Annotated in this window: 21 protein-coding genes; 13 read left to right on the plus strand and 8 right to left on the minus strand. The window is 37.9% G+C overall.

Going from position 1 to position 26807, the window contains the following annotated elements:
- The first annotated feature begins 134 nt into the window (after positions 1-134).
- The 4 genes from nagZ to AA0X71_RS01015 all read left to right on the plus strand — a co-directional run bounded on the left by nagZ (position 135) and on the right by AA0X71_RS01015 (position 5853).
- Positions 135-1766: a beta-N-acetylhexosaminidase gene (gene nagZ / locus AA0X71_RS01000; RefSeq protein ID WP_413358198.1), complete on the plus strand. Its 1632-nt coding sequence runs from the start codon at positions 135-137 to the stop codon at positions 1764-1766.
- 434 nt (positions 1767-2200) lie between these two features.
- Entirely contained in the window at positions 2201-3289 is a 1089-nt protein-coding gene (locus AA0X71_RS01005; RefSeq protein ID WP_413358200.1) for a GerAB/ArcD/ProY family transporter, read from the plus strand.
- Complete coding sequence (locus tag AA0X71_RS01010) at positions 3286-4698, plus strand: spore germination protein (RefSeq protein WP_413358202.1); 1413 nt, start codon at positions 3286-3288, stop codon at positions 4696-4698. Before AA0X71_RS01005 ends, AA0X71_RS01010 begins: the two co-directional genes overlap by 4 nt.
- Positions 4699-5853, plus strand: coding sequence for a Ger(x)C family spore germination protein (locus AA0X71_RS01015; RefSeq protein ID WP_413358204.1), 1155 nt, complete (start codon positions 4699-4701; stop codon positions 5851-5853).
- A 79-nt stretch (positions 5854-5932) separates the two neighbouring features.
- On the opposite strand, the gene AA0X71_RS01020 is transcribed toward AA0X71_RS01015, so the two are convergent.
- The 3 genes from AA0X71_RS01020 to AA0X71_RS01030 form a co-directional block, all read right to left on the minus strand.
- On the minus strand, positions 5933-6649 hold the full coding sequence (locus tag AA0X71_RS01020) for a 3-ketoacyl-ACP reductase (RefSeq protein ID WP_413358206.1): 717 nt from the start codon (positions 6647-6649) through the stop codon (positions 5933-5935).
- Positions 6650-6733: 84 nt separating this feature from the next.
- On the minus strand, positions 6734-7084 hold the full coding sequence (locus tag AA0X71_RS01025; protein ID WP_413358208.1) for an ArsR/SmtB family transcription factor: 351 nt from the start codon (positions 7082-7084) through the stop codon (positions 6734-6736).
- 17 nt (positions 7085-7101) lie between these two features.
- Positions 7102-8847, minus strand: coding sequence for a SulP family inorganic anion transporter (locus AA0X71_RS01030; RefSeq protein WP_413358210.1), 1746 nt, complete (start codon positions 8845-8847; stop codon positions 7102-7104).
- Positions 8848-9223: 376 nt separating this feature from the next.
- Here AA0X71_RS01030 and AA0X71_RS01035 point away from each other — a divergent pair, with 376 nt between their 5' ends.
- Positions 9224-10762, plus strand: coding sequence for a histidine kinase N-terminal 7TM domain-containing protein (locus tag AA0X71_RS01035; protein ID WP_413358212.1), 1539 nt, complete (start codon positions 9224-9226; stop codon positions 10760-10762).
- A 609-nt stretch (positions 10763-11371) separates the two neighbouring features.
- Here the strand turns inward: AA0X71_RS01035 and AA0X71_RS01040 are convergent.
- Positions 11372-11809, minus strand: a complete 438-nt coding sequence (locus AA0X71_RS01040; RefSeq protein ID WP_413358214.1) for a hypothetical protein — start codon at positions 11807-11809, stop codon at positions 11372-11374.
- Positions 11810-11827: 18 nt separating this feature from the next.
- A complete protein-coding gene (locus tag AA0X71_RS01045; protein WP_413358216.1) occupies positions 11828-12586 on the minus strand; it encodes a hypothetical protein in 759 nt (252 codons plus the stop codon).
- A gap of 272 nt (positions 12587-12858) precedes the next feature.
- On the opposite strand from AA0X71_RS01045, the gene AA0X71_RS01050 reads away from it, so the two are divergent.
- From AA0X71_RS01050 to AA0X71_RS01070, 5 genes are all read left to right on the plus strand, one after another.
- Positions 12859-14559 (plus strand): hypothetical protein, encoded by a 1701-nt coding sequence (locus AA0X71_RS01050; RefSeq protein WP_413358218.1) that lies wholly within the window; start codon positions 12859-12861, stop codon positions 14557-14559.
- Positions 14560-14809: 250 nt separating this feature from the next.
- On the plus strand, positions 14810-17884 hold the full coding sequence (gene fdnG / locus AA0X71_RS01055; protein WP_413358220.1) for a formate dehydrogenase-N subunit alpha: 3075 nt from the start codon (positions 14810-14812) through the stop codon (positions 17882-17884).
- 3 nt (positions 17885-17887) lie between these two features.
- Positions 17888-18730 carry a 4Fe-4S dicluster domain-containing protein gene (locus AA0X71_RS01060; protein ID WP_413358222.1) on the plus strand — a complete coding sequence of 281 codons (843 nt, stop codon included), beginning with the start codon at positions 17888-17890 and terminating at the stop codon, positions 18728-18730.
- Positions 18723-19412, plus strand: a complete 690-nt coding sequence (locus tag AA0X71_RS01065; protein WP_413358224.1) for a formate dehydrogenase subunit gamma — start codon at positions 18723-18725, stop codon at positions 19410-19412. The genes AA0X71_RS01060 and AA0X71_RS01065 overlap by 8 nt, the downstream gene beginning before the upstream one ends.
- Positions 19413-19495: 83 nt before the next feature.
- Positions 19496-20947: an aminotransferase class V-fold PLP-dependent enzyme gene (locus AA0X71_RS01070; protein ID WP_413358226.1), complete on the plus strand. Its 1452-nt coding sequence runs from the start codon at positions 19496-19498 to the stop codon at positions 20945-20947.
- Between the two features lie 30 nt (positions 20948-20977).
- On the opposite strand, the gene AA0X71_RS01075 is transcribed toward AA0X71_RS01070, so the two are convergent.
- On the minus strand, positions 20978-21370 hold the full coding sequence (locus tag AA0X71_RS01075) for a winged helix-turn-helix domain-containing protein (RefSeq protein ID WP_413358228.1): 393 nt from the start codon (positions 21368-21370) through the stop codon (positions 20978-20980).
- Between the two features lie 252 nt (positions 21371-21622).
- Here AA0X71_RS01075 and AA0X71_RS01080 point away from each other — a divergent pair, with 252 nt between their 5' ends.
- Positions 21623-22075, plus strand: a complete 453-nt coding sequence (locus AA0X71_RS01080; RefSeq protein ID WP_413358229.1) for a helix-turn-helix domain-containing protein — start codon at positions 21623-21625, stop codon at positions 22073-22075.
- Between the two features lie 564 nt (positions 22076-22639).
- Here the strand turns inward: AA0X71_RS01080 and AA0X71_RS01085 are convergent.
- The gene (locus AA0X71_RS01085) at positions 22640-23845 is read right to left on the minus strand and encodes an MFS transporter (RefSeq protein ID WP_413358231.1); all 1206 of its coding nucleotides are present in this window, start codon (positions 23843-23845) and stop codon (positions 22640-22642) included.
- 5 nt (positions 23846-23850) lie between these two features.
- The gene (locus tag AA0X71_RS01090) at positions 23851-24270 is read right to left on the minus strand and encodes a MarR family winged helix-turn-helix transcriptional regulator (protein WP_413358233.1); all 420 of its coding nucleotides are present in this window, start codon (positions 24268-24270) and stop codon (positions 23851-23853) included.
- A 184-nt stretch (positions 24271-24454) separates the two neighbouring features.
- Here AA0X71_RS01090 and AA0X71_RS01095 point away from each other — a divergent pair, with 184 nt between their 5' ends.
- Together AA0X71_RS01095 and treP are read left to right on the plus strand one after the other, a co-directional pair.
- Positions 24455-25240, plus strand: a complete 786-nt coding sequence (locus tag AA0X71_RS01095; RefSeq protein WP_413358235.1) for an SDR family oxidoreductase — start codon at positions 24455-24457, stop codon at positions 25238-25240.
- 126 nt (positions 25241-25366) lie between these two features.
- A complete protein-coding gene (treP, locus tag AA0X71_RS01100) occupies positions 25367-26794 on the plus strand; it encodes a PTS system trehalose-specific EIIBC component (protein ID WP_413358237.1) in 1428 nt (475 codons plus the stop codon).
- The last annotated feature ends 13 nt before the right edge of the window (positions 26795-26807 follow it).

Here is a 26807-nt window from a genome sequence, read left to right on the forward strand (position 1 = left end):
TCAGAATCCAAGTATACTTGTATACAAGTATTATAATCTAATTCAAGAAATATGTAAACGCTTTTCATAAGAAAGGAATTTCGTTAGTATTCTAATTAATACGTTCAATTGCGAAAGACATAAGGAGGCAAACGATGTTAAAAAAATTTTTCTTTATTTGCTTCTCCATCGTGATTTTGGGATTCGTGATTTTCTTTTTTTTCAGAGGGGAAGATGAGAATAAAGGATCAGAAAAAGTGGAGGATACCTTCCTACAAGAAATACAGATATGGTCACAAAAAGGGATGATTATGGATGCCCCGATTATAGCTGGTGATTCCCAATATAATGAGGTTGCCGAAATACTGGGGGAGTATGAGAATCTCGATGAGACGTCCATTGGTCCGTTTGCAGTTTATCCAAATCATCAAATGACGATTGGATATCGGAACTCAGTTGCAATTGATTTACGTTCATATGATAAGAAATTACAAGACATTCACTATCAAGAAATCGTCGATCGATTTGGGGAACCGGATGAAAAGAAGTATTACCAAGATAGTGAATTTGATCAAATCATTTTAATCTATCAAGTAAACCGAGATTATCAGTTAAAATGGATTCTTGATAGACCAACTGAGCAAGAACCCAATCCTCCTGTTCATCATACTTCCCTAGTAGCAATGGAAACGCCGAAACAAGCATCCGTATCTGAAACGATTAAGAATATGAGCATTGATGAAAAGCTTGGACAGATGATCTTTGCAGGTATCCCAGGAAAACAAATAGATGAAGGAGCGGAGCGCTTAATTCAGGAGTACAAAGTAGGCGGAATTATTGTGAATGGTAAAAATATTGCTACTCCTGATCAAACAGTAGCATATATCAATGCTTTAAAATCCCTTAATAACTTAAATGAAATTCCACTCTTTTTCGGGATTGATCAAGAAGGTGGAAGGATTGCCAAGCTTCCAGGGGATTTAAAGTCAATGCCTACTAATATGGAAATAGGGCAAAAATATAATCCTTCCTTATCCTTTGAAATCGGCAGCCTTTTAGGAAAATTAGTTAAGGCTTACGGGTTTAATATAAATTTTGCCCCTGTTTTGGATGTGAATAGCAATCCTGAAAATCCGGTCATTGGTGATCGTTCATTTGGCGATAATCCAAATGTGGTTAGTGAACTGGGGATAGCGACGATGAAAGGGTTGAAATCGGAGAATATCATCCCGACCATTAAACACTTCCCAGGGCATGGTGATACTTCGGTAGATTCTCATGTCGAGCTACCTACTGTTCATAAAACGCTCGCAGAACTTGAAGAAATGGAATTAATTCCATTTAAAGAAGCTATTGGTGAGGGTGCGGATATGGTCATGGTCGCCCATATCTTACTACCAAAGATCGATCCCGATTATCCATCTTCCATGTCTAAGAACATCATCACAGATCTTTTAAGAGAAAAGTTGGAGTTTACTGGAGTTGTCATCACGGATGATATGACGATGGAGGCGATTGCGGGCAACTTTGATCTAGGACGTGCTGCCGTCACTTCCGTGCAAGCCGGAAGTGATATCATCATGGTTGCCCATGGTGATGACAACATGATAAAGGTCATTGCAGCATTAAAGAAAGCAGTAGAGAATGGAGAAATTGAAGAGGAGAGAATAAATGAAAGTGTGACAAGAATTCTTCAACTAAAGGAAAACTATCATCTTGATGATTCGTATGTGGAAGAAGTCAATAATGATGAACTGGAACAACTGATTGAAGCAGTTCATTTTTAATTACGTTTGGCAAATAATTGAGGCTATTCTATTAGTGAATAGCCTCAATTAATGAATGAAAAGCTTAAGGTCCGCATTTATCAGTTACTAGTTTAGGTTAATTTACCAAGCTGAATAATTACCCTCTAAATTTGGCTTAATTTACTTCTGCTTGCTAATCGGATTAAGGAGATTAAGCTCTCTTATTAAAAGGCTCATTTAAATGTAATGTGTTTTCATTTATTTCAGTGTCAGAAAAGACAGGGGGTTTCGCAAACATTGTTGCTTTTTTGAAAAGAGCAAGCGAAAAGTACCTTCGCACACTTCATTTATAGCATTGCCTGTAATAGAACTTCTAGGTATTTACATAAATCACTACCTAAAACAATTTAAGGAATTTCTGTGAATATGTAACGGGAATACTATCAATAATAAGGGAAAAAGGACTTAATTAAATGGAGCATAAATTAAGGTATATTTCCGTTGTTTATATGATTTTACTATCCGTTGGTCTTTTTGCCCATGTTGAGATTATTCCATTCTTGTTAAGAATAGCAAAAAGAGATTCTTGGATAACGATTCTATTAACAGTCATTATTCTACCTGTATGGATAAATCTTCTTTACAAAATAGTTGCCATCGTTAAGACGCGTTCCATTATTCAGCTAATGAGGGATCACGGGAGTACATTTAGTTATTACATGCTATTTTTGCCATTGTGTTTTTACATGCTGATGAGCGCTTTTGTGACAGCAAAGGATATAATTTTTTGGTCCCAATTAAGTTATATGCAGGGATTTAATAGTTTTATTCTTGCCTTTGTGCTGCTTATCTTCTGTTTGCTAGCTACAGAATCTGGTTTGTTTTCCATTGGTCTCTTAAGCAGTATTCTCTGTCCTTTAGTCATTTTATTTGGTTTTTTTATCTCGTTTGCAAATATGGGTAAAAAGCATTATGAACTTTTACTTCCATTGTTTTCGGATGGCTATTTACCAATGATGCAGGGTTTTTTTTATACTTCTTTACCAATCTTCGAGTTGTTTATCATCATCTTTTTAACACCTGTATTAAAAAAGGTTATTTCAAATAAACAATTATTACTTGTTGGGTTGGTGATCATTGGGCTAATGCTAGGACCAACTGTTGGAGCCATTACCGAGTTTGGGCCAAAGCAATCGGCCGAGTTTCAATTTCCCGCTTATGAAGAGTGGCGCTTGATAGCCATTGGTCGATATTTCTCTCATGCCGACTTTTTCGCAATTTTTCAATGGCTATCTGGCGGAGTCATTAGAATTAGTTTATTTATCTTTATTACAAGCAGAATTCTAACAAAAGGGGAGACTAATGCAAAAGTAGTAAGAGGCATATATACAATTCTTTTAATCGCTTGTAGTTATCCAATTGCTCAAAGTCTTTACACCAGCATTGTATATGAATATTTTAGACCGCTTTCATTCGTATTATTAACCGTCCAAATTTCAATCTTTACAGTATATGTTATGAAACATAAACAAATGTGGTCAGGGGGCAAAATTGAATCATGAATGAACATCCTTTCGCATTGGAAAACCTACGTCAGCTTTTCAATTATTCTTCAGATATTGAAATAAGGGAAGCGGATACGATGGGAAATCCTTCTACCTTTGTGTATTGTAAACCTTTAACAGATGTTAGCCTGATTCATTCTATCGTTTTGCCCTCAATTGAAACTTCAAACTCCCTCTATCAGTCATTGCAAATGGAGATTTATTGCAAAGAAGAAATGGATTCAGAAAAAATAGAGCAGGAAATTTTTTCTGGAAAGCTCATGGTTATCCCTTTTGGTGAGAAGATATATTTATATAACATAAGTAAATCACCATCAAGACAGCCTGATGAGGCTGTAACAGAGGTGTCGATTCGTGGTCCAAAGGATGGATTTGTCGAGAGTATAGAAACGAATTTAGGTTTAATCCGCAAACGATTACGGACAAAATCTTTAGTAGTAGAAGATTACATTATTGGTAAAAGAACGAATACTAGAATTTCCCTTCTATATTTAAAAGATATAATCAATGATCAAGTTTTAAGAGATATCCAAAACCGTCTGTTAGCTTTGGATATTGATATATTAACAAGTACATCCATGCTGATGGAACAGATCGTGGACAATAAATTCTCTCTTATTCCCATTGGGAATTATTCAGGTAGAGCTGACTTTGTTGCAGAAGCACTTAATCAAGGAAGGTTTACCATTATAATTGATGGAGCACCTACAGCATTAATTGCGCCGATCAATCTTTCATTTTTATTGAAAACATCTGAAGATGAGAACACTAGTTTTTATTATGCAACGATTGAAAGAATTTTAAGATTGGCTGGTCTAAGTATAACGACGTTTTTACCAGGCTTTTATACGGCCTTGATTACCCATAATGTTGGACAATTACCATTACCACTCATTGCTACCATTACAGTTTCAAGAATGGGACTACCATTTTCCCCCGTCATTGAAATTTTCCTTATGCTATTCATGTTTGAGCTATTTAGAGAAGGAGGAGCGCGCTTACCTAAGGGAATAGGACAAACTGTTGCAGTTCTTGGTGGTCTGATCATTGGGGATGCTGCTATTCGAGGAGGAATTACTTCTCCTGCTACTCTTGTCGTCATCGGGGTCACAGCTATATCTAGTTTTACTCTAATTAACCAGTCTCTAGCGGGTAATATTTTCTATGTAAGGTTGTTTGTTCTCCTTTTTAGTTACTTCATGGGAATCTATGGTTTTTTCATTAGTTTGATGTTTATTATATTGATTTTAGCAAGGACAAAGTCATTTGGAGTGCCAATATTAGCAGATGTATCATCCCAAAATGGGAAAGATATTTGGCTTAGCTTTTTCCGTCCCCCATTTATGTTCATGAAAAAAAGAAATGCATCTTTGGGGATTAAGGATGGCACAAGATCGGGTGAGTAGATGAAGAAATTTATATATATGACCTTCTTATGTTCTGTACTAACAGGGTGTATTAAAATTAATGAAATTCAAAGCCAAGCATATGCAGTGGGCATAGGAATTGACTATGTAAATGATGAATATTATGTGATATTACAATTCCTGGATTTTTCAAATGTGGCGAAATCAGAGCAGGGAAAAAATACAGAGCCGAGCCCAGTATGGATTAGTGAAGGAAAAGGGAAGACAGTAAGTGAAGCGATCACAAACATTTATGAGGGAATACAAGTACCTGTGAATTACGACCAAATTAGTTTATGTCTCTTTAGTGAATCAATATTGGATAATAGGATAGAGGAAGCTTTAGAGTTTTTAGATACAAATTTCAATATACGTCTGACGGCTTGGGTTTATGGAACAGCGAACTCTATCTCCAAAATATTCACGACAAAACTTCCGTTTTATTATGCTTTCTCCTATTCACGGCTCGTTCAGCCTCAGTATATGCAGCAACAAAATTCAACTATCCCGTCTATTTCACTGCAAGAATTGATTTATATGAATAATGAGGATACAAAAACGCTTCTTCTTCCAAGCATATCGATAGATGACGTTATCATAAAGGAGGATTTAAAACAAATACCTGTGACTGTTTTTAATGGGGCATACATCATGAAGGGTACAGAATTGAAGGGGCATTTAACAAAAAAGGAGATCGAGGGATACATTCGAGTGAATAACGAGTCAGTTCGCTCCACTTTGATGGTTGTTGATGGAGAAAAAGAAAGTGGGAAGTTTATCGATATAGAATTACTCAATCCTAAGGTGAAAAGAAAAATAATAGAAGATGATGATACGGTGAGAGTCGGTTTAGATATAAAGGTCTCAACTGTAATTAGGGAATCAAGAATGAAGGTTCTTGCTCCTAAAGTAAAAAAAGAGGTGAAAGAGAAAATAAGAAATGATGTATACTCAGCCTATCTTAAAAGTCGAGAAATGGGCGGAGACATTTATCAATTTGAAGACTATCTTTATCGATTTTGGCCAAAGGAGTGGTGGAGGCTTCAAACAGAGGGGGAACTCCCAATCTTAAATAAAGAAGATGTCCATGTAGAAATTAAGCCTTTTAAAAGCATTAATAGAGTGGACTCTGGTATTGACGCATTTTTAAAATAAGCAAAGTCATTATATGTTATGTTTGAAAAATAAGAAAGGACATACCAGATATAAGAATCTGTTATGTCCTTTATGTGTTTTACGGATTGGTTGACCATAGTCCTGCAGTTTTGACGAACACTCTAGGATTCAGTTTTAAACCAGCTACAAGAAGATCTGCGAGATCCTCTGGTTGCATCACATTTTCAGGATTTCCAGAAATAAGATTCGTTTCAATCGCTAGATCTGTGGCAACCGTACTTGGTGTTAAGGCTGTTACACGAATATTATGCTTTCTGACTTCAAGGGCAAGAGATTCCGTTAACCCTAATACAGCGAATTTAGATGAACTATATGCACTTGTTACAGGGGCACCCTTTTGACCAGCTGTTGAAGAAATATTGACAATATCGCCTGACTTTCTTTCAATCATTTCTGGTAAAACCGCTCTCGTCACATTATATACACCCATTACATTGACGCGAATAATGTTTTCCCATTCTTCAGGTGTTAAATCAAGGAACCCTCCGAATTTAGCTGTTCCGGCGTTGTTGATCAGGATATCAATAGGTCCAAGATCAGCCTTGATATGCTCGACTGCATGGGTAACGGCTTCAAGATCCGCCACATCTGCCGTTGCTGCTGAAATATTTATATCATAGGCTTCTAGTTCAGTTGTAACCTTTTCAAGATTGGACATCGTTAAGCCGATTAACCCTAGATTAACGCCTTCTTTTGCTAATGCGATCGCAACAGCACGTCCGATTCCTCTACCTGCTCCGGTAATGATCGCTGTTTTTCCTTTTAGTGAGATCATATCATCATTCCTTATCTAAGAATTTTAAAAACATCATAACTGTAATTAAAAACGAAGGCGGATGAAAAAGCAAAAAATTAACCTCTATTTCTCCATGTCATCACTAACTGGTTGCACATTTAACTGGTCTAACATTTGAATCGTATCGACTAAATGATTGTTAAAAATTTGACGAGCAACGGAAAGAAGGTCAACAATCATTGGATCGCGAAGGGAATAAATAACGCGATTTCCGTCTTTCGTCCCTGTCACAATATTTTTTCCGCGAAGTATGGTTAATTGCTGAGAAACAGCAGAACCCTCGCTCCCAGCAAGGCTTTGGATTTCATTGACACTTTTATCACCCTCAGCCAATAACTCAAGGATTTTGATCCTAAGTGGATGGGCAAGTGCTTTAAAAAAGTCAGCTTTGAACTTTTGCATTTCTAAATTCAATTTATCTTCCTCCCATATTAGCTCGTATACACTTTCTCCTTTATGCGATTATGAGCACGTGAAAAATCTTTACATTCACGAAAAGCAAGATGTTTGCAACCGATGCATTTATCTTTATTTACATGTAAAAGAGCGTAGTTGATGGCATCTCCTGTATGTTCGAAAAAGTGATTTTCTCCAATTAATTGGTATAAGCCTGTTTTCATTAATACATTTTTCGGCTGTGTATTTAAACCAGAAATTAAAATGATTCCATTCTTTGAAAAGTCTTGAACAATGCTTGATAAATAAGACTCCCCAGTCATATCCATAAAAGGGACTTTCCCCATTCTTAGCAAAAGCACGTTTGGTTTGTAGTTAATCGTATTCATAATACTATGTTGGAAGGTTTGTGCTGCGCCGAAAAAGAGCGGGCCTTCCACATTATATATACTGATTTGGGGACAATCATGTGATTCCGTCACAATTTGTGTGTCTACTTTTTCTTGTTCAGGATTAGGCAATACCTTTGCCGTAACCATTATATCACTCATCCGTTTCGTGAAGATAACGATAGCTAATATAAGACCAATGCCGACGGCCCAAGTTAAATTTAAGAATACAGTTAGTAAAAAAGTGATGACTAAGACGAGCGAATCTCCTGATCGTGTTTTTAACAATTGGAAAAAGACGCGGCGCTCACTCATATTCCACGCAACAATCATTAAGATCGGTGCCATACTGGCTAACGGTATTTTTGAAGCATATGGGGCAAAAAGCAAAAGCACGAGTAGGACAACGATTCCATGAATTATCCCAGATAGGGGGGACGTTGCTCCATTTTTTATATTGGTAGCCGTTCTTGCGATAGCACCTGTAGCTGGAATCCCACCAAACAGAGGAGTGACCATATTGGCGATCCCTTGACCCATTAATTCGCGGTTGCTGTTATGCCTACTATTGGTCATTCCATCGGCTACTACAGCGGATAATAGGGACTCGATAGCCCCAAGAAAAGCAATCACAAAAGCAGGTCCAATTAGCTGTTGAATACGCTCTATAGTAATAGTTGGAACTTCAAATTGTGGTAATGAATTAGGAATCGTGCCAAAGGTTGAACCGATTGTGGCGATATCGTTAGGGTAAAGAAGTGTTGCCACAAGTGTTGAAAAAACAAGTCCAATAAGAGGACTTGGAATATTAGGCAGCCATTTCGGCATTATTAATATCGTTAATAAGCAAATTCCGGCTGTTAATAAACTATATAGATTGATCGTGTCGATGTGATGGAAGATTTCATTTAGATTTTGAAGAAAATATTCATGGCTTTTAACATCTGTTAGACCTAAGAAATTGGCAATTTGGCCAACAAAAATAATGACGGCAATCCCTGATGTAAATCCAATTGTTACTGATTTGGGAATAAATTTAATCAGCATTCCAAGCTTGAAAATCCCCATCAAGAGTAATATAATCCCTGCCATAAAACCTGCAATCAATAAATTCTCATATCCATAGGTCATAATGATGCCAAATAAAATCGGAATAAATGCCCCTGTGGGACCACCTATTTGATACTTTGAGCCCCCGAATATAGAAATCAAGATTCCGGCAATAATCGTTGTGTAAATTCCGTATTCAGGTTTAACACCTGATGCAATGGCAAAGGCCATTCCTAAGGGAATCGCGATAATTCCGACAACAAGTCCTGAAATGATATCCTTTTGCAAGGAGTGAAGCGAATAGTTGCTATACCGGCTGTTAGAAAACCACTTTTGTATCATAAATACCCTTCTTCTCTTTAAATATTTGTATATCTGATTATTTGAATATAGTACATTATGATCTTATTATCAATAGGAATTTTTATAAGTAAGATCGAGCTGATTAAATATTCTCCTTAGTTAAAAAGCATACCTTGCATCGTGAGAACGAATAAAGAAAAACGATCGAGTGCTTTTTTAAACATAATTTTCAATCTGAATACCTCTGTAGTGTTAGATGCATAGGATAGTCAATTATACGTTAATTTACGCAAATAAAAATATCCATCGGTAAGAAAATTCTGATTTATAGGAATAAAGACTTAGTTAATGTTCCATTTTAGATTTCTTTTATGCTACATTATATAAAAATGTAGTTTTTAAAAGGAGTTTCTAGATGGTGAATTCGGAATTAACGGCTTTTGTCACTCTTGCTAGTACTTCAGGTGTTCTCAACTTATTTTTATGCTTGTATGTCTTTTTAAAGAGACAGCACTATACGAAAATCGCTCATTTTTTCATTGTTTATACGGCCACGATCACCATTTATTGTTTTGCTTCAGCATTTGGTTTGATGTCGACAACGCTTGAGCAAATAAAGTTTTGGACGATCATTCAATATATTGGAATGCCCTCTTCAACAGCGTTAGGGCTATTGTTTGTCATGCAGTATTTAGGTATGAACGTAACAACCAAAAAGTATATTGCTCTTCTGACGATTCCCTTCATTACATTAGGGATGGTCATGACAAATGATTGGCATCATCTTCATTACCGCGTCTTTGAAGTGGAGCCAAACTTAGGGATCCCATATATTCATCAAGAAATCGGGATTTGGTATGTGATTCATGGCATTTACATCTTTTCTTGCATGTTTGTTGCCTTCTTTCTTGTATTATCTCGTTGGAAGGAAACATCAAAATCTTATCGTCCCCAAATGCTTGCAATAGCGTTCGGTCAATTTGTTCCGATCGTAACCGCTTTTCTTTATTTAGTTGGTTTTACTCCTCCAGGTGTCGATCCGGTGCCGATGGTTTTATGGCTATCATCTTTGTTATATTTGTGGTCCATAAATTCATCTCGACTGTTCACACTTATGCCGATTGCTAAGGACACCATTTTTAATAACATCAATGATGGGGTTATCGTACTGGATGAATCGTATCGATTTATTGAGTTCAATGAAGCAAGTAAGAAGATGTTTTTAAATTTGAACAAATCTCTACTGGGTAAAGATTTTACGGAAGTTTGGCTCGAGCTAGCAGGAGGTCCATTGCCATTTTCATTAGAGAAGACTTCCACTTATGAAGTAAAGCTAGGAGGTAAAACCTATAAGGTTCGGATTTCTTCCTTACAGCATGGACAAGGCAGCAAAGGGATATTAATTATTTTTACCGATATCACAGAGGTAAAAAGATTGCAGCTTAAATTAGAGCACCAGGCCTATTATGATGAACTGACACAGATTTATAATCGGCGAGCTTTTTTTCATATGTGTGAGCAAATAGTTAATGAAGCAAAAGGGCATCCCATTCCCTTTACGGTTATATTAATGGATGTGGACCATTTTAAAAAGGTGAATGATACATATGGTCATGATGTAGGGGATCAACTACTGCTCCATGTCGCCCAAATTTGCCAAGCCGAGATGGAAGAAGGAATGGTATTGGCTCGCTATGGTGGCGAGGAATTTGTCATCGGACTAAAAGGAAAGACGATAGAAGAAGGAGAAGTATTAGCGAACCGATTACGAAATCAAGTGGAAGAAAATCCCATTATTATGCTAGACACCGTTGTCTCAGTTACGTTAAGTAGTGGTGTTGCTGGGATAAAAGATGAGAGAAAGGAAACGCTGCAAGAAATTTTGCTTCGAGCGGATAAGGCATTATATCATGCAAAACGAGAGGGACGTAATCAAGTTCATGTTTATATATGAGGTTTACTGCATCCTGGAAACATTCGGGGTGCAGTTTTTTTGTGTTCCAGGAATTTATATATTCCCTCGACTTGTGGATAAAATGTTCGTATAAACGGTAGGAGTATCGGTATGAAAAAATAACAGGAAAAATTCCGCTTAATGAGCAACCATCATGAAAAAGAGCCGAAATAACAGGAAAAATTCCTGCTATTCCCTCAAAAAATGCCAAAATAAACGATTTTGCCCTTCATAAGCGGAAAAATTTCCGTTATTTCCCCTAAAAGGGACGTCATTGAGGAGATAACAGGAAAAATTCCGCTTAAGGGTGAGAGATAGTTGGAGCGAATTAGATAAACCGGAAGCTTCCTACATTTTGTGGGAGCTTCTTTTGTTTGCAATTCATCATTATTGCTTTTTTTCATAGAAATGAAGCAATATTCATTAATATGGTTATTTGCAAAAAAACAATGGATCTTCCAATTTCTGATATTGCTAGAGCGATAGTTTATACGAATAGTAGAAGTTTTATTCCTATTCTCTCAAAAAAATGTCGGACAATCCCCCAATCAATTCGTAAATATTGATGAAAGATGAGCCCTTATCAATAATGGGCTCTCTTGAATTTTTCTACATGGAATGATCCAATTTTCCAATTGATAGAGCTTGATACTTCCGTAATAAATCAATAATGGGCTTCGTTTGTTCTTTATTACACTGCAAGATAATCGTGGCCTCGTCCATTCGGTCCAACTTTCGTTTTCTACTTTTTTGTTTTTTTAAAAGTGTATGCGCCAGTAATCCGATCCCAAATCCAATCGCTGCCCCAATTAGTCCCCACAGGATCGGCCCCAATGTTAAGACAAACCCACTAGATGCCCCAATTACTGCTCCAGCAGTTCCACAAGCAATCCCTATTTCAAAAGCATGAGGACTATGAATTTCACTTTCGATTTGCTCCGCGTCCATAAAGACTAAAAGGATATGTTCTTTTGGGATCATCATTTCCAATTCAGCAAGTGCTTGCTCTAACTCGATCGATTGTTTAAAAATCCCGATTATTAACATGAAAAAGCACCTGCCTGCTTAGGAAAATATTCGAAGTCTAGATTGTTGGTATCTATTCATCAGAAAGTGACGCTGCTCTATTTGAAAAAGTCTATTGTGTTCAATGGTTGTGCGATAGGTGTAGTAAATAGAACCAAACAAAACAGATGGCATAAAGAGCAGCCAATGTGGGTGAAGAACAGAAATGGAATCCTCTAGTCGTCCATGCCAAAGAAATAAGATTGAATCATGGGAATTTGAAAGTATTAGATAAATCCACCACCAAAACATGGCATAGAAAGCTAGGCCGAATCGCTGATTATATAATTGCCCTAAACCAGGAAAGAAGAACGAATACAGAGCGCCAATGGTCGGATTTTTCTTTTCGATATATTGAATTTCGATAGGGGAAATGTGCACTGTATGATGCCCTTTATACTCTAAAAGGGCAAGATGGTGTAGTTTATTTTGATAGACGGCCGAGCGGAAGCTGTCTCCAATGGCAATTAAATAGATGGCAAGGTAGCCAAATGCCCATTTGGGCTCGATCACAGATTTTGCAAGTTCAAATTGACCGCTAAAGGAATAGACCATCGCTTCATTGATACGAGCTAACGTATTAATAATAACTTCTGCTAATGTCAGCAACGTTCCTCTTAAATATTGGCAAAGTAAATAATGCCCGAATCCTGGGAATACTGCCGACCACCAGGCGACCATATAAGGACTCTGGTATTTTAATTGGGATATTCCAAATACACTAATATTTACAAGCGAATGTCGGTTCTTTGATGCCATACTAATACCTTCTTATCCATTTTTATCCATAGTATGGGATTGATTGGAAAATTTCATTCATTAGCGGTATACACCTTTTAAATCGTAATTCTAGATAGGAAAAAAAATTAGAATTGCATCCAATTTGTGTCAGCCTTATAGAACATAGTGATTGTCGTTCACAATTTAGACAAATATATAACAAAACTAAACAAAACTTAACGAAAATGTGACATTTAGCATAGAGACTAGAAAAAACAACTTTTATAGTAATGCATGAAGGGGGTGGGAGATTGAATGAACAAGCAAGTAGATTAAAAGTTTCTAACAATACGATGTATGAGCTACTTAAGAAGGGAGAGCGACACGGTTATAAAAAAGGGAACGTAGTCGAAACTAAGAAAAATGTACAAGGTGAGCAGTCCCAAGTTGTGATTGAGCATCATCATTTTTCTAAAGATGTCAAATTAGATCAATTGTTTTTGTGCATTTCATTAGGTGGGAATTCCTTTTTGCATCCATATATCGATAACTTGTATCGGAAAAAAGAGTGGGAATATTACGAAGCCTATCAACAAAGTGCGTTTAAAGAAAATCCTGTTTTTTCGATGTATACGACAAAAAGTGAAGAAAAAATTAGGCAAATAGCAGGGATACTTGAATGGAGCAATCAAACGGGAGAATATGCTCAAATAGATCAATTGATTAAAAGAGGATATAAATTTGCCTATCAATATTTTCGACAACATGGACAAATTGACTTAGAAGACTTTATGAGAAGTTATGCGAAAAGAAAAAAGATTAAGATTGTCAAAGAAATTGAGTTACGCTATCAAAATATCGTTCTTTGGTATTTATGTGTTCGTGAAAACAAATCGCTCAACACAAAAAATGTCGCCTGGCAATCCTTTCAGGAAATTATGAGTGGAGCAATAAATGAATCACAAGTGCAAAAGTCGATGTTTTCGAAAGAAATATGCCATAAACATCGGAAAGAGCTTGACCAACTTTATATAGAATACAATATTCCCACCAATCATCGTTTTGATTCTTTAGGATTCTTTTTAGAGTATTTAATTGGTCAGTGCTTTAAAAAAATCTACGACGTTCATCCTAATTGTAATTTGGATATAGCAGAGAAAAAGGTTTTTCAAAGAAGCCCTGCAAACTATATCGGGGCATTAGGTGGATGGTTGAAAACGCTTAAAATCCATGAACTCGATGCAACCGAACAAATCCCTTTTTCAAAACAAGATTTAGATATCGTTTTTTTGGAGCTCTTATATGCAAAAAAATACAATTACATTTCAAAAGAGAACCAAGATCTATTTCTTATCGCCTGTTTATATGTGAAATGTCTTAGCTCACTTTACTTGGAAACGAAAGAATTGTACTTGGATAAGTCAAAATTAGATTACTATTACGAAATGAAATCAAAAGAGGAGCAAATTGTTCAGAAGCAAGCGGACCTTTCGAAGCAACAAAAGAAGTGGGAAATAACAAATCAGCATAAGGAAGATAAAATAGAAGGTTTGACCAAAGAACTACGTCAAGCACATAGCAAAATTCGACAACTTGAACAACAGATTCAATCAATGGAAGACTATAGAAATGAAGTGCACGCTCTGCGGAAATTTGCCTATCTGGCAGAACACGATGAACCTTCGCTGGAATCAGGACCTTCATTGGAGACGATGGTACAGTTTATCCAATCAAAGCGACTTGTTATTTTTGGTGGACATTCGAGTTGGCGCCAGAAATTAAAAGAACAGTTATCAAATGTGGAGTTCGTCGATGTAGATGAAATGAATAGGGATATTTCAAAGATTAAGAGAGTAGATGCCGTCTTCATTAACACATCTGTCTTTGCTCACGCCTTTTATAAAAAAGTGTTGAAGGCACTGAGTAATAGTGAAACCCCACAATATTATTTAAACAGGCAAAATAATGTGGAAAAGACGATCTCAGAGATGTATAAATGGTTAGCAGAATAATAGAGCATAACGTAAAGAGCTTTGTTTGTAGTTTTTTGACTGAAGGAATTATGTCAGATTTGACATATGTCAGGAAGCGTTTGATGAAGTCCATTATGGTGGCTCACTAGTTTCATATGTCAAAAAAGATATATATGTTAGAAATTCTATTTAATTTATATATGTCTAAATTGACATAATCAGACTCGAAACCAATATTTCAAAACATAATCGTTTTCGAGAATAGGATTGTAAGAAGGAGAGGGACTATATGCCAAAGCTTTCAAGGCGTCAGTTTATGAAATATACGGCAGCTTCTGTTGCTGCTTCATATTTGGCTGAGAAACGTGTCCATGCTGAATCAGGAGAGGAAAACAAAGTATTCCCATTAATGACTGCTGGTGCAACTACATCGTATGGGATTTGCCATTTCTGTTCTGTCGGATGTGGAATTGAAGTCAAGGTAAAAGGAGATGAAATCGTTTCAACAGAAGGGTTGAAGGATCATCCAATAAATGAAGGAGCACTTTGTCCAAAAGGAAGATCACTTAAAGAGATGCATAATTCTGACATGCGTCTAACCCATCCGTTGGTTCGTAAACCAGGAAGTGATAAATGGGAGCCTATTTCTTGGGAAGACGCGATTGATAAAATTGCTCATAAAGTGAAAGATGTGCGGGAGAAGACATTTACAGACGCTGTTCAAATAGATGGGAAAAAGGTTACCGTTAATCGACTTGATAGCATATTTAGTTTAGGAAGTGCCGAGATCGATAATGAAGAAGCGTATTTATATACGAAGTTTAACCGCGCTTTAGGAATCCATAACTTTACCCATCAGGCAGAGATATGACACGCTCCAACGGTGGCTAGTTTAGCCCCTTCATTTGGTAGTGGTGCGATGACAAATAGTTTTACAGATATGAAGAATGCCAAAGTGATTTTGATTGGTGGAAATAATACAGCTGAGACCCACCCATTAGCCATGCGCTGGGTATTAGAGGCGCAAAAGCGAGGCGGAACATTAATTGTTGTAGATCCACGGTTTAATAGAACGGCTAAAGTTGCTGATATTTATGCACCTGTACGACCTGGAACAGATATAGGCTATTTAGGTGCGATCGTCAAATACATTTTAGATAACGAGCTATATGATGGAGAATATATTAAAGCTCATACGAATGCGTTGTATAAAGTAAATCCATCCTTCTCATTTAGTGATGGTGTATTTTCAGGATATGACGATAAGAGCTTCAATTATAGCAGGGAAAGTTGGACCTACCAACTTGGTTCAGATGGTAAACCATTGCAGGCAGAATCATTAACGGATCCGAATTGTGTACTTATGAAGCTGAAGCAACACTTTAGTGAATACACATTTGAAAAAGGCTCTGAAATTACAGGCATGCCAGTTGATAAAATGAAGCTCATTGCTGAGACGTTTACTAAAAATCGTCCTGGGACCATTTTGTATGCTTTAGGGATGACACAAAAGACCGTTGGTGTACAAGGGATTAGAATGTATGCCATTATCCAATTATTACTTGGGAATATGGGGATGGCTGGTGGCGGAATTAATGCCAACCGAGGAGAACCAAATGTGCAAGGTTCAACAGACATTGCTTGTTTACCACATATTTTACCAGGTTATATGCCAATCCCAACAGATGCTCAACCAACCTTTAATGATTATGTCAAAGCAGTTGGTACAACGAAGGCTAAGAAAACAATCGCTTTATTGAAAGCTTGGTATGGAGATAAAGCAACGGCAGATAATGAATTTTATTATCATTATTTACCAAAGCGAAGAGCACAAGATTCAGCAGCAAACTATGTGCCGATTTTTGAAAAATTAAATCAAAATGAATTTAAGCTTGGCTTTATTTTTGCGCAAAATCCAGCTGTAAGTACGCCTAACCTAGATATGGTTTGGAAAGGATTGAGCAATTTAGATATGCTCGTTGTGTCAGAAATTTTTGAGACAGAGACGGCTTCATTTTGGCAATATCCTGGTTTGGATCCGGAAAAGATTCAGACGGAAGTCATTTTATTGCCAGCGGCGATGGCTTTTGAAAAAGCGGGAACGATGACAAACTCTGCCCGTTGGATTCAAGGGAAGCCAGTAGCTGTACGTCCTCCAGGTGAAGCGAAACCAGATGGGGATATCATCTACGAAATTATGCATCGGGTAAAAGAGTTATATGCGAATAGCAGTGACCCGAAAGATAGAGGGATTTTAGATTTAACTTGGGATTATGTCGTTCATGGCGAAGAAGAAGTTGATATGGAACTTATCCTTAAGGAAATGAATGGTTATGATCTCAAGACAGGTAAATTGCTTAGTACAGGAGCGCAGCTTGCACAAGCAGAACCTGGAACGGTTGCCTCTGGTATGGGTGGCCTTTATACAGGCGTGATAACAGAAGAAGGAAACCATTCATTAAGGCATAATAACGATGATCCGAGTGGACTTGGATTACATTCACAATGGACATTTTCGTGGCCGAATAATACGCGCGTCCTTTGGAATCGAGGTTCTGTCGATATGAAAGGAAAACCTCGTGACAAAGAACGGGCACTTGTAGAGTGGAATGGAACAAGCTGGGTTGGAAATGACATTTTGGACGTTGCTGCAAAGGATAAAGCACCAGACACACCAGAGGGAAGTAAGGTGTTTTCAAATGGAGAAGGGAAAGGCGCTTTACTCCGCACCGTATATGCACAAATTCAAACAGAGGCAGCGGAACTGACGTTGAATCCTGGTTATGACCCAAATGTTTTCAAAGTTGCACCTGTTATAACAGAACCTGGAATTGCAGATGGACCATTGCCGGCTCACTATGAACCGTTTGAATCACCTGTTCAAAATTCAATGTTCAGCCAGCAATCGAATCCGATTATTCGTCCTTTTGCATTGCCAGATATCCAAAAAACAGGGGAAGCAAGTGAATTTCCATATGTTTTAACAACGTATATGGTAACAGAGCAATTCTTATCAGGTGGTGTTACACGGAATACACCACAATTAAATGAGTTAATGCCATCTAACTTTGCTGAAATTAGTAAAAATTTGGCTAAGAAGCTTGGCGTTACTTCAGGAGAAAAGGTAACCATTTCCACAGCGCGTGGGAAAGTCGCAGTGGATGCCATGGTAACAGACAGGATCCAACCATTAGACGTTAATGGCCAAGTGGTGGAAGTAATTGGTGTGCCATGGGGCTGGGGCTATAAAGGATTGGTACATGGTGAATCAGTCAATAAAGTGACCAATTCTGCAGCTGACCCGAATACAGGAACTCCAGAATATAAAGCTTGTATTTGTAATGTGACAAAGGGAGGCAACTAATATATGGCTAATAAAAATGATATGGCAATTTTAGTCGATACCTCTCTTTGTACAGGATGTAAAGCATGTCAATTAGCTTGTAAAGAGTGGCATAACTTACCTGCAACTGAATTTGAGAAAGTGCCGGGAACGTACCAAAACCCGGCAGACCGCTCAGTTAATACGTTAATGTTAATGAAATTTACAGAGCAATATGACCGTAAGACGGAAACATTTGAATGGCTGATTCAAAAGGAGCAATGCATGCATTGTTCAGATGCTCCATGTGTAGAGGTTTGTCCATCAAGTGCCTTATATACACATGCAGATGGATTTGTTGGTTTTCAAAGTGATAAGTGCATTGGCTGCGCCTATTGTGGCAAGGCTTGTCCGTTTGATGTTCCTCGTTATGAATCAGATCCGTTGACTGGAAAGAAGAAAATGAATAAATGCGATTTTTGTCAGGACCGTGTTACAAATGGGGAAATGCCTGCTTGTGTTCAAACTTGTCCAACCACAGCTTTGACGTTCGAGCATTGGGAAGAAGCTGTCAAGCAAGCATATAATCGTGTGGAAAAAATTAAAGAGCGTTATCCGAATGCCAATGTTTATGGAGACAAACATATGGGGGGCACCCATTATATTTACGTCTTAACAGAAAAACCAGAAGCCTATGGCTTGCCGACCCAGCCAACAACCAATGAATTAATTGGCTTCCGTAAAGATGTCATTAAACCAGCTACCCAATTATTAATGGGAGCGACAGCAATAGGATTTCTCGCTAACTTTATCATATCTGCCGCAAACTACAATGATAAAGAGAGCGATCTTGAACAAGTAGAAAGTGGGGGAAAGGAAGATGAGTAAGCGCCAAAATAAATTGATTCGTCGCTATCAGTTGGTAGATATGTTGATGCACTGGACGATAGCTTTAGGGTTTCTCTTGGCGTTGATTACCGGATATTTGATCTTTTTCCAAGGAACGTCAACCTTAATGGACCAATCAGCAGGACATACTTCCCGCCTCATCCATCGCATTGGAGCTGTACTGTTTGTCGTTGCACCGGTGATTTATTTCATTTTTTCGAAAAAACGATTTGGATTTTTAAGTGCGTTTAAATGGGGTAAATCTGATCTTGGTTGGCTGAAAGCAGCGCCGAAGCACTACTTTCTTGGTGGAGAGCTACCTCCACAAACGAAATATAATTCAGGCCAAAAGCTGTACTATCTTTTTGCGTTAGTATTCGGACTTTTGTTAGCAGTGACAGGCTTTGCTCTTTGGTTTGACTGGTTCACAGGGGCAGCTGGTATCTTTATGCTAGTCGTCCATGATATATCAGCGTTAGTACTAACATTATTCTTTGGTGTCCATGTTTACCTCACTGTATTTCATCCTAGTGAGCGGGCTTCGTTTAATGCCATGGCAACTGGATATATGGATTCGGAATATGCAGAGCATCATCATGAAATTTGGTACAACGAAGTAAAAGATCAAGATCGAAAAAACGATGAGCAACTTCAGGAGAAACCGGAGTCACAGACCATGTAGATTGCAAATGGAGAGCGAATCGTGAACGTAATACGATTCGCTTTTCTCATACACAATGAAAAGAGTTTGGGAAGGAATAGAAGATGGAATTAGAAAAGTACTTTCACCATTTTAGAGGAAATATCATTGGGAATAAACAAGATTTTCACACTCATTATGGAAAGAAACACATTCTATATGCAGACTGGACCGCAAGTGGAAGGCTATACAAACCAATAGAGGATAAAATTCTCTATCAATTCGGTCCTTTTGTTGCGAACACTCATACAGAGACGAATGTTACGGGAAAAAGTATGACATGGGCTTATAAGGAAGCAAAAACCATCATTAAAAAACATGTAAATGCTTCTGAAAGTGATCTTCTTTTCTTTGAAGGAACTGGTATGACAGGTGCTTTGCATAAAGTACAAAGATTATTAGGGTTAACCCTTCATGAAAATTACACAGCCAGAGTCAGAAAGACACAAAAACCGGTTGTTTTCATTACACATATGGAGCATCATTCCAATCAAACCTCTTGGGAAGAAACGGTTGCCGACGTGGTCGTTATTCCCCCTGATGCGAATGGTGAGGTATCTCCTAGAATACTAGAGAAAGTCATAAAAGAGTACGATGATAGACCTTTGAAAATAGGATCTTTTACAGCTTGTTCAAATGTAACGGGAATACAGACCCCCTATCATCAACTAGCGGAAGTGATTCATCGCCATAGAGGTGTCTGTTTTGTTGATTTCTCAGCATCTGCCCCGTACATTCCGATTGATATGCATCCTAAAAATCAACGGGAGCACTTAGATGGAATCTTCTTTTCTCCTCATAAATTTTTAGGTGGTCCTGGTTCTATGGGGGTGGCGATTATTTCTAATAGACTTTATAAAAATAAAGTCCCAGATCGCCCCGGTGGTGGAACCGTTCTTTGGACGAACCCTTGGGGTGAAAAATCCTATATTTCTAATATTGAAGAAAGGGAGGATGGAGGGACGCCTGGATTTTTACAAGCGATAAAAACAGCATTAGCGATTTGTCTAAAGGAAGAAATGGGCAGTGAACTCATGTTAGCTCAAGATAAGAAACTTATTCATTTATTGCTCGAGCGCTTAGTGGAGAATGAAAAAATTGTTATTTTGGAAGAGAGCAGATGGGATAGACTTCCGATTGTATCCTTTTATGTGGAAGGAATACATCATCAATTCATCGTTAAACTATTAAATGATGTCTATGGAATCCAAGTAAGAGGTGGATGCTCTTGTGCGGGCACATACGGACATTATTTATTAAAAATTGACGAAAAGAAGTCCTTAGCTATAACAAACGAAATTGATAAGGGAAATCAATTTGTAAAGCCCGGCTGGGTAAGGGTGTCCCTTCATCCAACAATGACGGAAAAGGAAGTTCTGTATATTGCCAAGGCCATTTGCGATGTCGTGGAACAAATCGAACTTTATAAAGAGGATTATCGCTTCATTCCAGATATTAATGATTTTCAGCATAAAGATGAGCCATTTATGTGCTATGATCAATGGTTTACATTCTAAAGTAAAAGATGTAAGGAGACACGGATAACCTTACATCTTTTTCTCTGTATCGGTATGTTGTTTTAGGTGGTGTAACAGTCCTCCAAGATGATCTTCGAATAATTCATCGACTGTTTCTTGTGCTTTTTTTTGAAAGATTTCATATTGTCGGAGCAGTTCTTTTCCTGTAGGAGTTAAAGTAGTTCCTTTTTTTCTATTTCCTTGTTGGCGCACAACTAACTGCATGGCCAATCTCTCCTCTGTGGCTGTTACTTTCCCCCAAGCAGCCCGATAAGACATTCCTAGCAAAGCTGCAGCCTGACTCATTGAACCGGTTCGTTCAATTTCACGAAACAACCGAATACGCCCGAGTCCGAAAACAACTTCGTCATTAAGTTCGATCCAGATTTTCGATTTGACCTCAAGAGATTGCTTAGCACTCATATCTGATCTCCCCCTTATTAATTAATGTACCATTGAGCTTTTCAGTATCATAGAGCATAAAATGTCAGTCATATGAATTTTTCTCCCATTAAAAATTTTGAATTCATTATTAATGTGAGGTAAAAGAATAATCGTTAAGGAGTAAAACTACTTTCGTATAGTAAACCTAAGGTTGCGGGCTCTTGCAACGATAGCTATCTTTACTTTTTACATAAGAACTTGATAATAGAAAGTAGAAAGGTGATTGATGTTATGATTTTTGGAGAAAAGCTAAAAAAGGAAAGGACAGCTCAAGGATGGTCTCAAGAAGAATTGGCAGAGAAGCTATTTGTGAGCCGTCAGTCAGTATCCAAGTGGGAGAATGGTCAGAACTATCCTAATATCGAAACAATTATTAAGCTCAGTGATCTATTTGGAGTAACAGTTGATGAATTGTTAAGGAGTGATGAAGAGTTGAAGGAAAAAGTGATTAACGATAGTAAGCAATTAGCTCATCCGAGACTTAAATATCTGTTTGATGTCATATTTTTGATTGGCGTTTTCATGTTAATTGCAAAGTTAAGTATTCTCATGATCAATAAATTTACCGCATTAGAAATTGGGCTTGTTGGAGGATCGTTCTGGTGGAATTTTGGTCCGTTAATCTTAATGCTTGGAGCTGGTATCGGTTCTGGAATTGTAAAAGAGAAATATAAAGAAGATTAGATGATTTTAAAGAGGCTGGGACATAACTAGCTTCAAATCATGAGAAAGGTGAATTTGAGGGTACTCAAATCACCTTTCTCTATTTTTGTCTGTTAATTTTGTCATTAACGCAAGACCTATTTCGTTTTCTACCTTCGGTTTTCCTCGTACAGAAAATCGATTGAAACTCAAATTAGTCTTCAAGAATCCAATCGATTTCCGATTTGTCTAAATTTCTACTATAAGACTCTATTTTGCTCCAACCATCTCTCACCCTTAAGCGGAATTTTTCCTGTTATCTCTTCAATGGTGCCAATTTTAGGAGAAATAACGGAAGATTTTCCGCTTATGGAGAGCAAAATCGTTTATTTTGGCATTTTTTGAGGGAATAGCAGGAATTTTTCCTGTTATTTCGGCTCTTTTTCATGATGGTTGCTCATTAAGCGGAATTTTTCCTGTTATTTTTCCATACCGATACTCTTACTGTTTATACGAACACTTTATCCACAAGTCGAGGGAATTTATACACTCCAAACTAGAATCAAAAAGTCGTTACCACCGACTTTTTGACCCAGCCTCTTTTCACTAAGCAGAAGTAGATGTTTGCACGGCAGTAAATCTGTCTCTTTTCCCGTGCATAAAATAGTAAAGAATCGAGCTAGCAAGCACGAAGACACCGAGAATAATATATAAAGTAATGTATCCGGTTATCGGAATAATAAACCCTAACACATAAGGGCCAAAGCCAAGCCCTGCATCAAGAAAGATGAAAAAGGTGGAGGTAGCAAGCCCCATTCGATGCACAGGCGTTAGCTTAACAGCAACGGCCTGGGTGCAAGATTGCATATTCCCGAAACCGAGTCCAATGAGGACACCAGCTAATAGAAAAGTAAAGCTATTACTTGATTGACTTAAAAGAAATAAACCAGCGGCAAAAAGGACGAAAGCAGGATACATAACAAAGTTCGCACCTTTCATATCCATCAAGCGACCTGTAAAGGGTCTTGATATCAGAACCGCTGCTGAGTAGGCGATAAAGAAGAAACTTGCTGTGCTGACGAGATCGACTTCTATTGCGTAAAAATTGATAAATGATAGAACACTAGAATAGCAGAACGCAATAGCTAATGTGATAAAGGCAATAGGGATGGCCTTCGGTTCGATAAAATCGGAGAGCTTCAACCCTTTTTTAGCTGTATCAGAATGGGAAACCTCAACTTTTGGAACATGAATAAAGAAGGAAGTGACTAAGCTTAAAATTCCAAAAGCTAAACAAAAGGCAAAGATCACCTGGAAAGAAGTATGCTGACTCATATAAAGGCCAATGAATGGTCCAATGGCTGTAGCCAATGTGGCACTCATGCTAAAATAGCCAATTCCTTCACCTTTTCGGTTTTTCGGAATAATTTGAGCCACGATTGTACCACATGCTGTGCTCGCCATTCCTAATGTCATCCCATGGATAAAGCGATTAAAAAGTAAGAAACCAATGCCGAGATGCACATAATATAACAAAGTTGTAATCGTAAATAGGATGAGTCCGATGATCAATGTGCGCTTACGGCCGATCGTGTCAATGGTACGGCCAATAAAGAGGCGCCCGATTAACGTTCCGATGATGAAAATCCCGGTTACAAGTCCGGCCTGACTAGTAGTTGCCTTATATTCATCAACTGCATAAACTGCAATGGTGACCATTAATAAAAAGAAGACAAGCGTTAGAAAAAAATTAGCGGAGGACACGACGATGAAATCCTTCGTCCATAGTTTATTGCTGTTCGTTTGATCCACTTATATCACCCCTTAATGTTATTGCGAATTTCTGCCATGATACGAATCGCATCATGCTGCTCTGACTCAGATATTCCCCCTAGTATTTCTTCCTCAAAGTGGTCGAGTGTCACACGAACCTCGCTATAGACTTCTCTACCATGTGTAGAAAGCTGAATTCGTTTTTCACGCTTATCTTGACTTGGAACTTGTTCTACGTAACCAAGCTCTTCTAATTGGTGAATCGTTCTCGTAATCGTTGGTTTTTCCACACTTTGATAATTAGAAAGATCAACAAGTGTTGCAGAACCAAAATTGAACAGGTAGTAGAGAATGGTCCATTGTGCCCGTTGGAGATGATGTTTGCCAAGAAGGAGTACTAGTCTATTTTCAAAAGGACGGTAAAGCATTAGTAATTGATGAAAAAAACGTTGTGAAGTTTTCATGTAGAACACCTACGCATAATAGTTATCATTGGTAACTAATAAACTATAACAAAGTGAGAAAATGATGTCTAGGGAAAAGAGTCGCAGCAATTCTTGAAAAAGGGAGTTTATTTTGAACAAAGCCGTATAAATAAGCTGATTAAATACATGACTAATAATAACAATCGGTGAAGGAGGATGTTGGATGGAAAAACCACTTCGAGGTCATGTTGCTTTTATCACGGGAGCGGGTTCAGGAATTGGCAAAGCCGCAGCACTCAAACTTGCTGAAAACGGAGTAAGAGTAGCCCTCGTTGATTTACATAAAGAGAATATAGAAGACGTAAAAGTACAAATTGAGAAACTGGGAAGTGAAGCCTTAGTTTTAGAAGCGAATGTTTCTTCAGCAGAAGAAGTAGAGCAATGTTATAAAAAAACGATACAGCATTGGGGAAAATTAGACATTGTCTTTGCTAATGCGGGAATCAATGGAGTTGTGACGCCGATAGAGGATCTGGAACCGAGTGAATGGGAACTTACGATTTCCAATAATTTGACGAGTACCTTTTTAACCGTTAAGTACGCAATCCCTCATATGAAGCAAAGTGGAGGGAGTATCATCATAACCAGCTCTATTAATGGGAACCGGATATATAGAAACATTGGAATGTCGGCTTACAGTACCTCGAAAATTGGTCAAATGGGCTTTGGAAAAATGGCTGCCCTAGAGCTTGCAGAGTATCACATTAGAGTGAATATAATTTGTCCAGGTGCAATTGAAACCAACATAAGTGAAAATACGTGGAAAGAAAAAAACTACTTAAAGAAGGTCGAAATTCCTATTCAATATCCAAAAGGAAGCGAGCCTCTTGAGCATCGGGCAGGTAGGCCTGAACAGGTTGCTGACCTTGTATTATTCCTTGCTTCTAACCAATCCAGTCATATTACGGGGAGTGAAATTTATATTGATGGAGCAGAATCATTATTATAATAATACGAATTTTTTTCTAAAAATGGATTGACAAAACATGTATATACAAGTTATTATGAAAACGCAATCATAAAACATGTATATACAAGTTGTTGTAAATATAATTTAAGAGAGTGGGGGAAAAAAATGAGTAAATATACTCAACCAGCACAAGAGTTACTGGAGCACATTGGTGGCAGTGAAAATATTTCAGTTGTGACTCATTGTGCGACAAGAATGCGTTTTGTTTTAAAGGATTCAAAGAAAGCAGATGTTGAAAAAATTGAAGCGATTGGGCTTGTAAAGGGGACGTTCACACAAGCAGGCCAGTTTCAAGTCATCGTTGGAAATGAAGTTTCCACTTTTTATAATGAATTCACGAAAATTGCAGGGGTAAGTGATACATCAAAGGATGAGGCAAAAGAAGCAGCGAAGCAAAATATGAACTTTCTTCAACGAATGATTGCTCACCTGGCAGATATCTTTACACCATTAATTCCGGCGATTGTCGTTGGGGGTCTTATTCTCGGTTTCCGAAATGTAATCGGGGACATTAAAATGTTTGAAGATGGCACAAAGTCATTAGTAGAGATTTCGCAATTCTGGGCAGGCACGCACGCCTTTTTATGGCTTATCGGTGAGGCGATATTCCACTTCTTACCGGTCGGAATTACGTGGGCGGTAGCAAGAAAAATGGGAGCTACGCCAATTCTCGGGATTGTTTTAGGGATTACGCTCGTTTCTCCGCAGTTATTAAATGCATATGGAGTTGCTGGAGCAACAGAGGTTCCATTCTGGGATTTCGGATTTGCTCAAATTGATATGATTGGTTATCAAGCACAAGTAATTCCAGCGATTTTTGCAGGACTTTTATTATCGTTCCTTGAATTGAAATTAAGAAAAATTGTACCGAATGCAATATCCATGATTGTCGTGCCATTCTTTGCTTTAGTTCCAACGGTATTAATTGCACATACAGTTCTTGGACCAATTGGTTGGCAAATTGGAGCTTTCATTTCCGATGTTGTGTATTCTGGTTTAACTTCAGCGTTTGGTTGGTTATTTGCAGCCGTGTTTGGTTTCGCTTACGCACCACTCGTTATCACTGGTTTACACCATATGACGAATGCCATCGATTTACAATTAATGAGTGAATTTGATGGAACGAATCTTTGGCCGATGATCGCGTTATCTAATATCGCTCAAGGTTCTGCGGTTCTAGCGATGATTTACATCAATCGTAAGAATGAAGAAGAAAAGCAAGTTTCGATTCCAGCAACCATTTCCTGTTATCTAGGTGTAACAGAGCCAGCGATGTTCGGGATTAACCTAAAATATGGATTCCCGTTCTTAGCAGCGATGATTGGGTCAGCAGTTGCAGCTGTTATTTCAGTAGGAAGTAATGTCATGGCGAACTCAATCGGTGTTGGAGGGATTCCAGGAATTCTTTCCATCCAACCACAGCATATGTTTACATTTGCCATTGCAATGGTAATAGCGATTGTGATTCCGTTTATCCTAACCATTGTCTTTGCTAAAGCAAATGTAGGAAAGATTTCTTTTAATCGTAAATAAATAATAGAGAGGG

It is taken from the genome of Robertmurraya phoenicis (assembly GCF_047302285.1).
Taxonomy (GTDB): Bacteria; Bacillota; Bacilli; order Bacillales; family Cytobacillaceae; genus Robertmurraya.

Excerpts from the sequence above, each read along its gene's own strand:
- nagZ (WP_413358198.1), top strand. The coding sequence starts at position 135 with ATGTTAAAAAAATTTTTCTTTATTTGCTTCTCCATCGTGATTTTGGGA.
- AA0X71_RS01005 (WP_413358200.1), top strand. The coding sequence starts at position 2,201 with ATGGAGCATAAATTAAGGTATATTTCCGTTGTTTATATGATTTTACTA.
- AA0X71_RS01010 (WP_413358202.1), top strand. The coding sequence starts at position 3,286 with ATGAATGAACATCCTTTCGCATTGGAAAACCTACGTCAGCTTTTCAAT.
- AA0X71_RS01015 (WP_413358204.1), top strand. The coding sequence starts at position 4,699 with ATGAAGAAATTTATATATATGACCTTCTTATGTTCTGTACTAACAGGG.
- AA0X71_RS01020 (WP_413358206.1), bottom strand. The coding sequence starts at position 6,649 with ATGATCTCACTAAAAGGAAAAACAGCGATCATTACCGGAGCAGGTAGA.
- AA0X71_RS01030 (WP_413358210.1), bottom strand. The coding sequence starts at position 8,847 with ATGATACAAAAGTGGTTTTCTAACAGCCGGTATAGCAACTATTCGCTT.
- AA0X71_RS01035 (WP_413358212.1), top strand. The coding sequence starts at position 9,224 with ATGGTGAATTCGGAATTAACGGCTTTTGTCACTCTTGCTAGTACTTCA.
- AA0X71_RS01040 (WP_413358214.1), bottom strand. The coding sequence starts at position 11,809 with ATGTTAATAATCGGGATTTTTAAACAATCGATCGAGTTAGAGCAAGCA.
- AA0X71_RS01045 (WP_413358216.1), bottom strand. The coding sequence starts at position 12,586 with ATGGCATCAAAGAACCGACATTCGCTTGTAAATATTAGTGTATTTGGA.
- AA0X71_RS01060 (WP_413358222.1), top strand. The coding sequence starts at position 17,888 with ATGGCTAATAAAAATGATATGGCAATTTTAGTCGATACCTCTCTTTGT.
- AA0X71_RS01065 (WP_413358224.1), top strand. The coding sequence starts at position 18,723 with ATGAGTAAGCGCCAAAATAAATTGATTCGTCGCTATCAGTTGGTAGAT.
- AA0X71_RS01070 (WP_413358226.1), top strand. The coding sequence starts at position 19,496 with ATGGAATTAGAAAAGTACTTTCACCATTTTAGAGGAAATATCATTGGG.
- AA0X71_RS01075 (WP_413358228.1), bottom strand. The coding sequence starts at position 21,370 with ATGAGTGCTAAGCAATCTCTTGAGGTCAAATCGAAAATCTGGATCGAA.
- AA0X71_RS01080 (WP_413358229.1), top strand. The coding sequence starts at position 21,623 with ATGATTTTTGGAGAAAAGCTAAAAAAGGAAAGGACAGCTCAAGGATGG.
- AA0X71_RS01090 (WP_413358233.1), bottom strand. The coding sequence starts at position 24,270 with ATGAAAACTTCACAACGTTTTTTTCATCAATTACTAATGCTTTACCGT.
- AA0X71_RS01095 (WP_413358235.1), top strand. The coding sequence starts at position 24,455 with ATGGAAAAACCACTTCGAGGTCATGTTGCTTTTATCACGGGAGCGGGT.
- treP (WP_413358237.1), top strand. The coding sequence starts at position 25,367 with ATGAGTAAATATACTCAACCAGCACAAGAGTTACTGGAGCACATTGGT.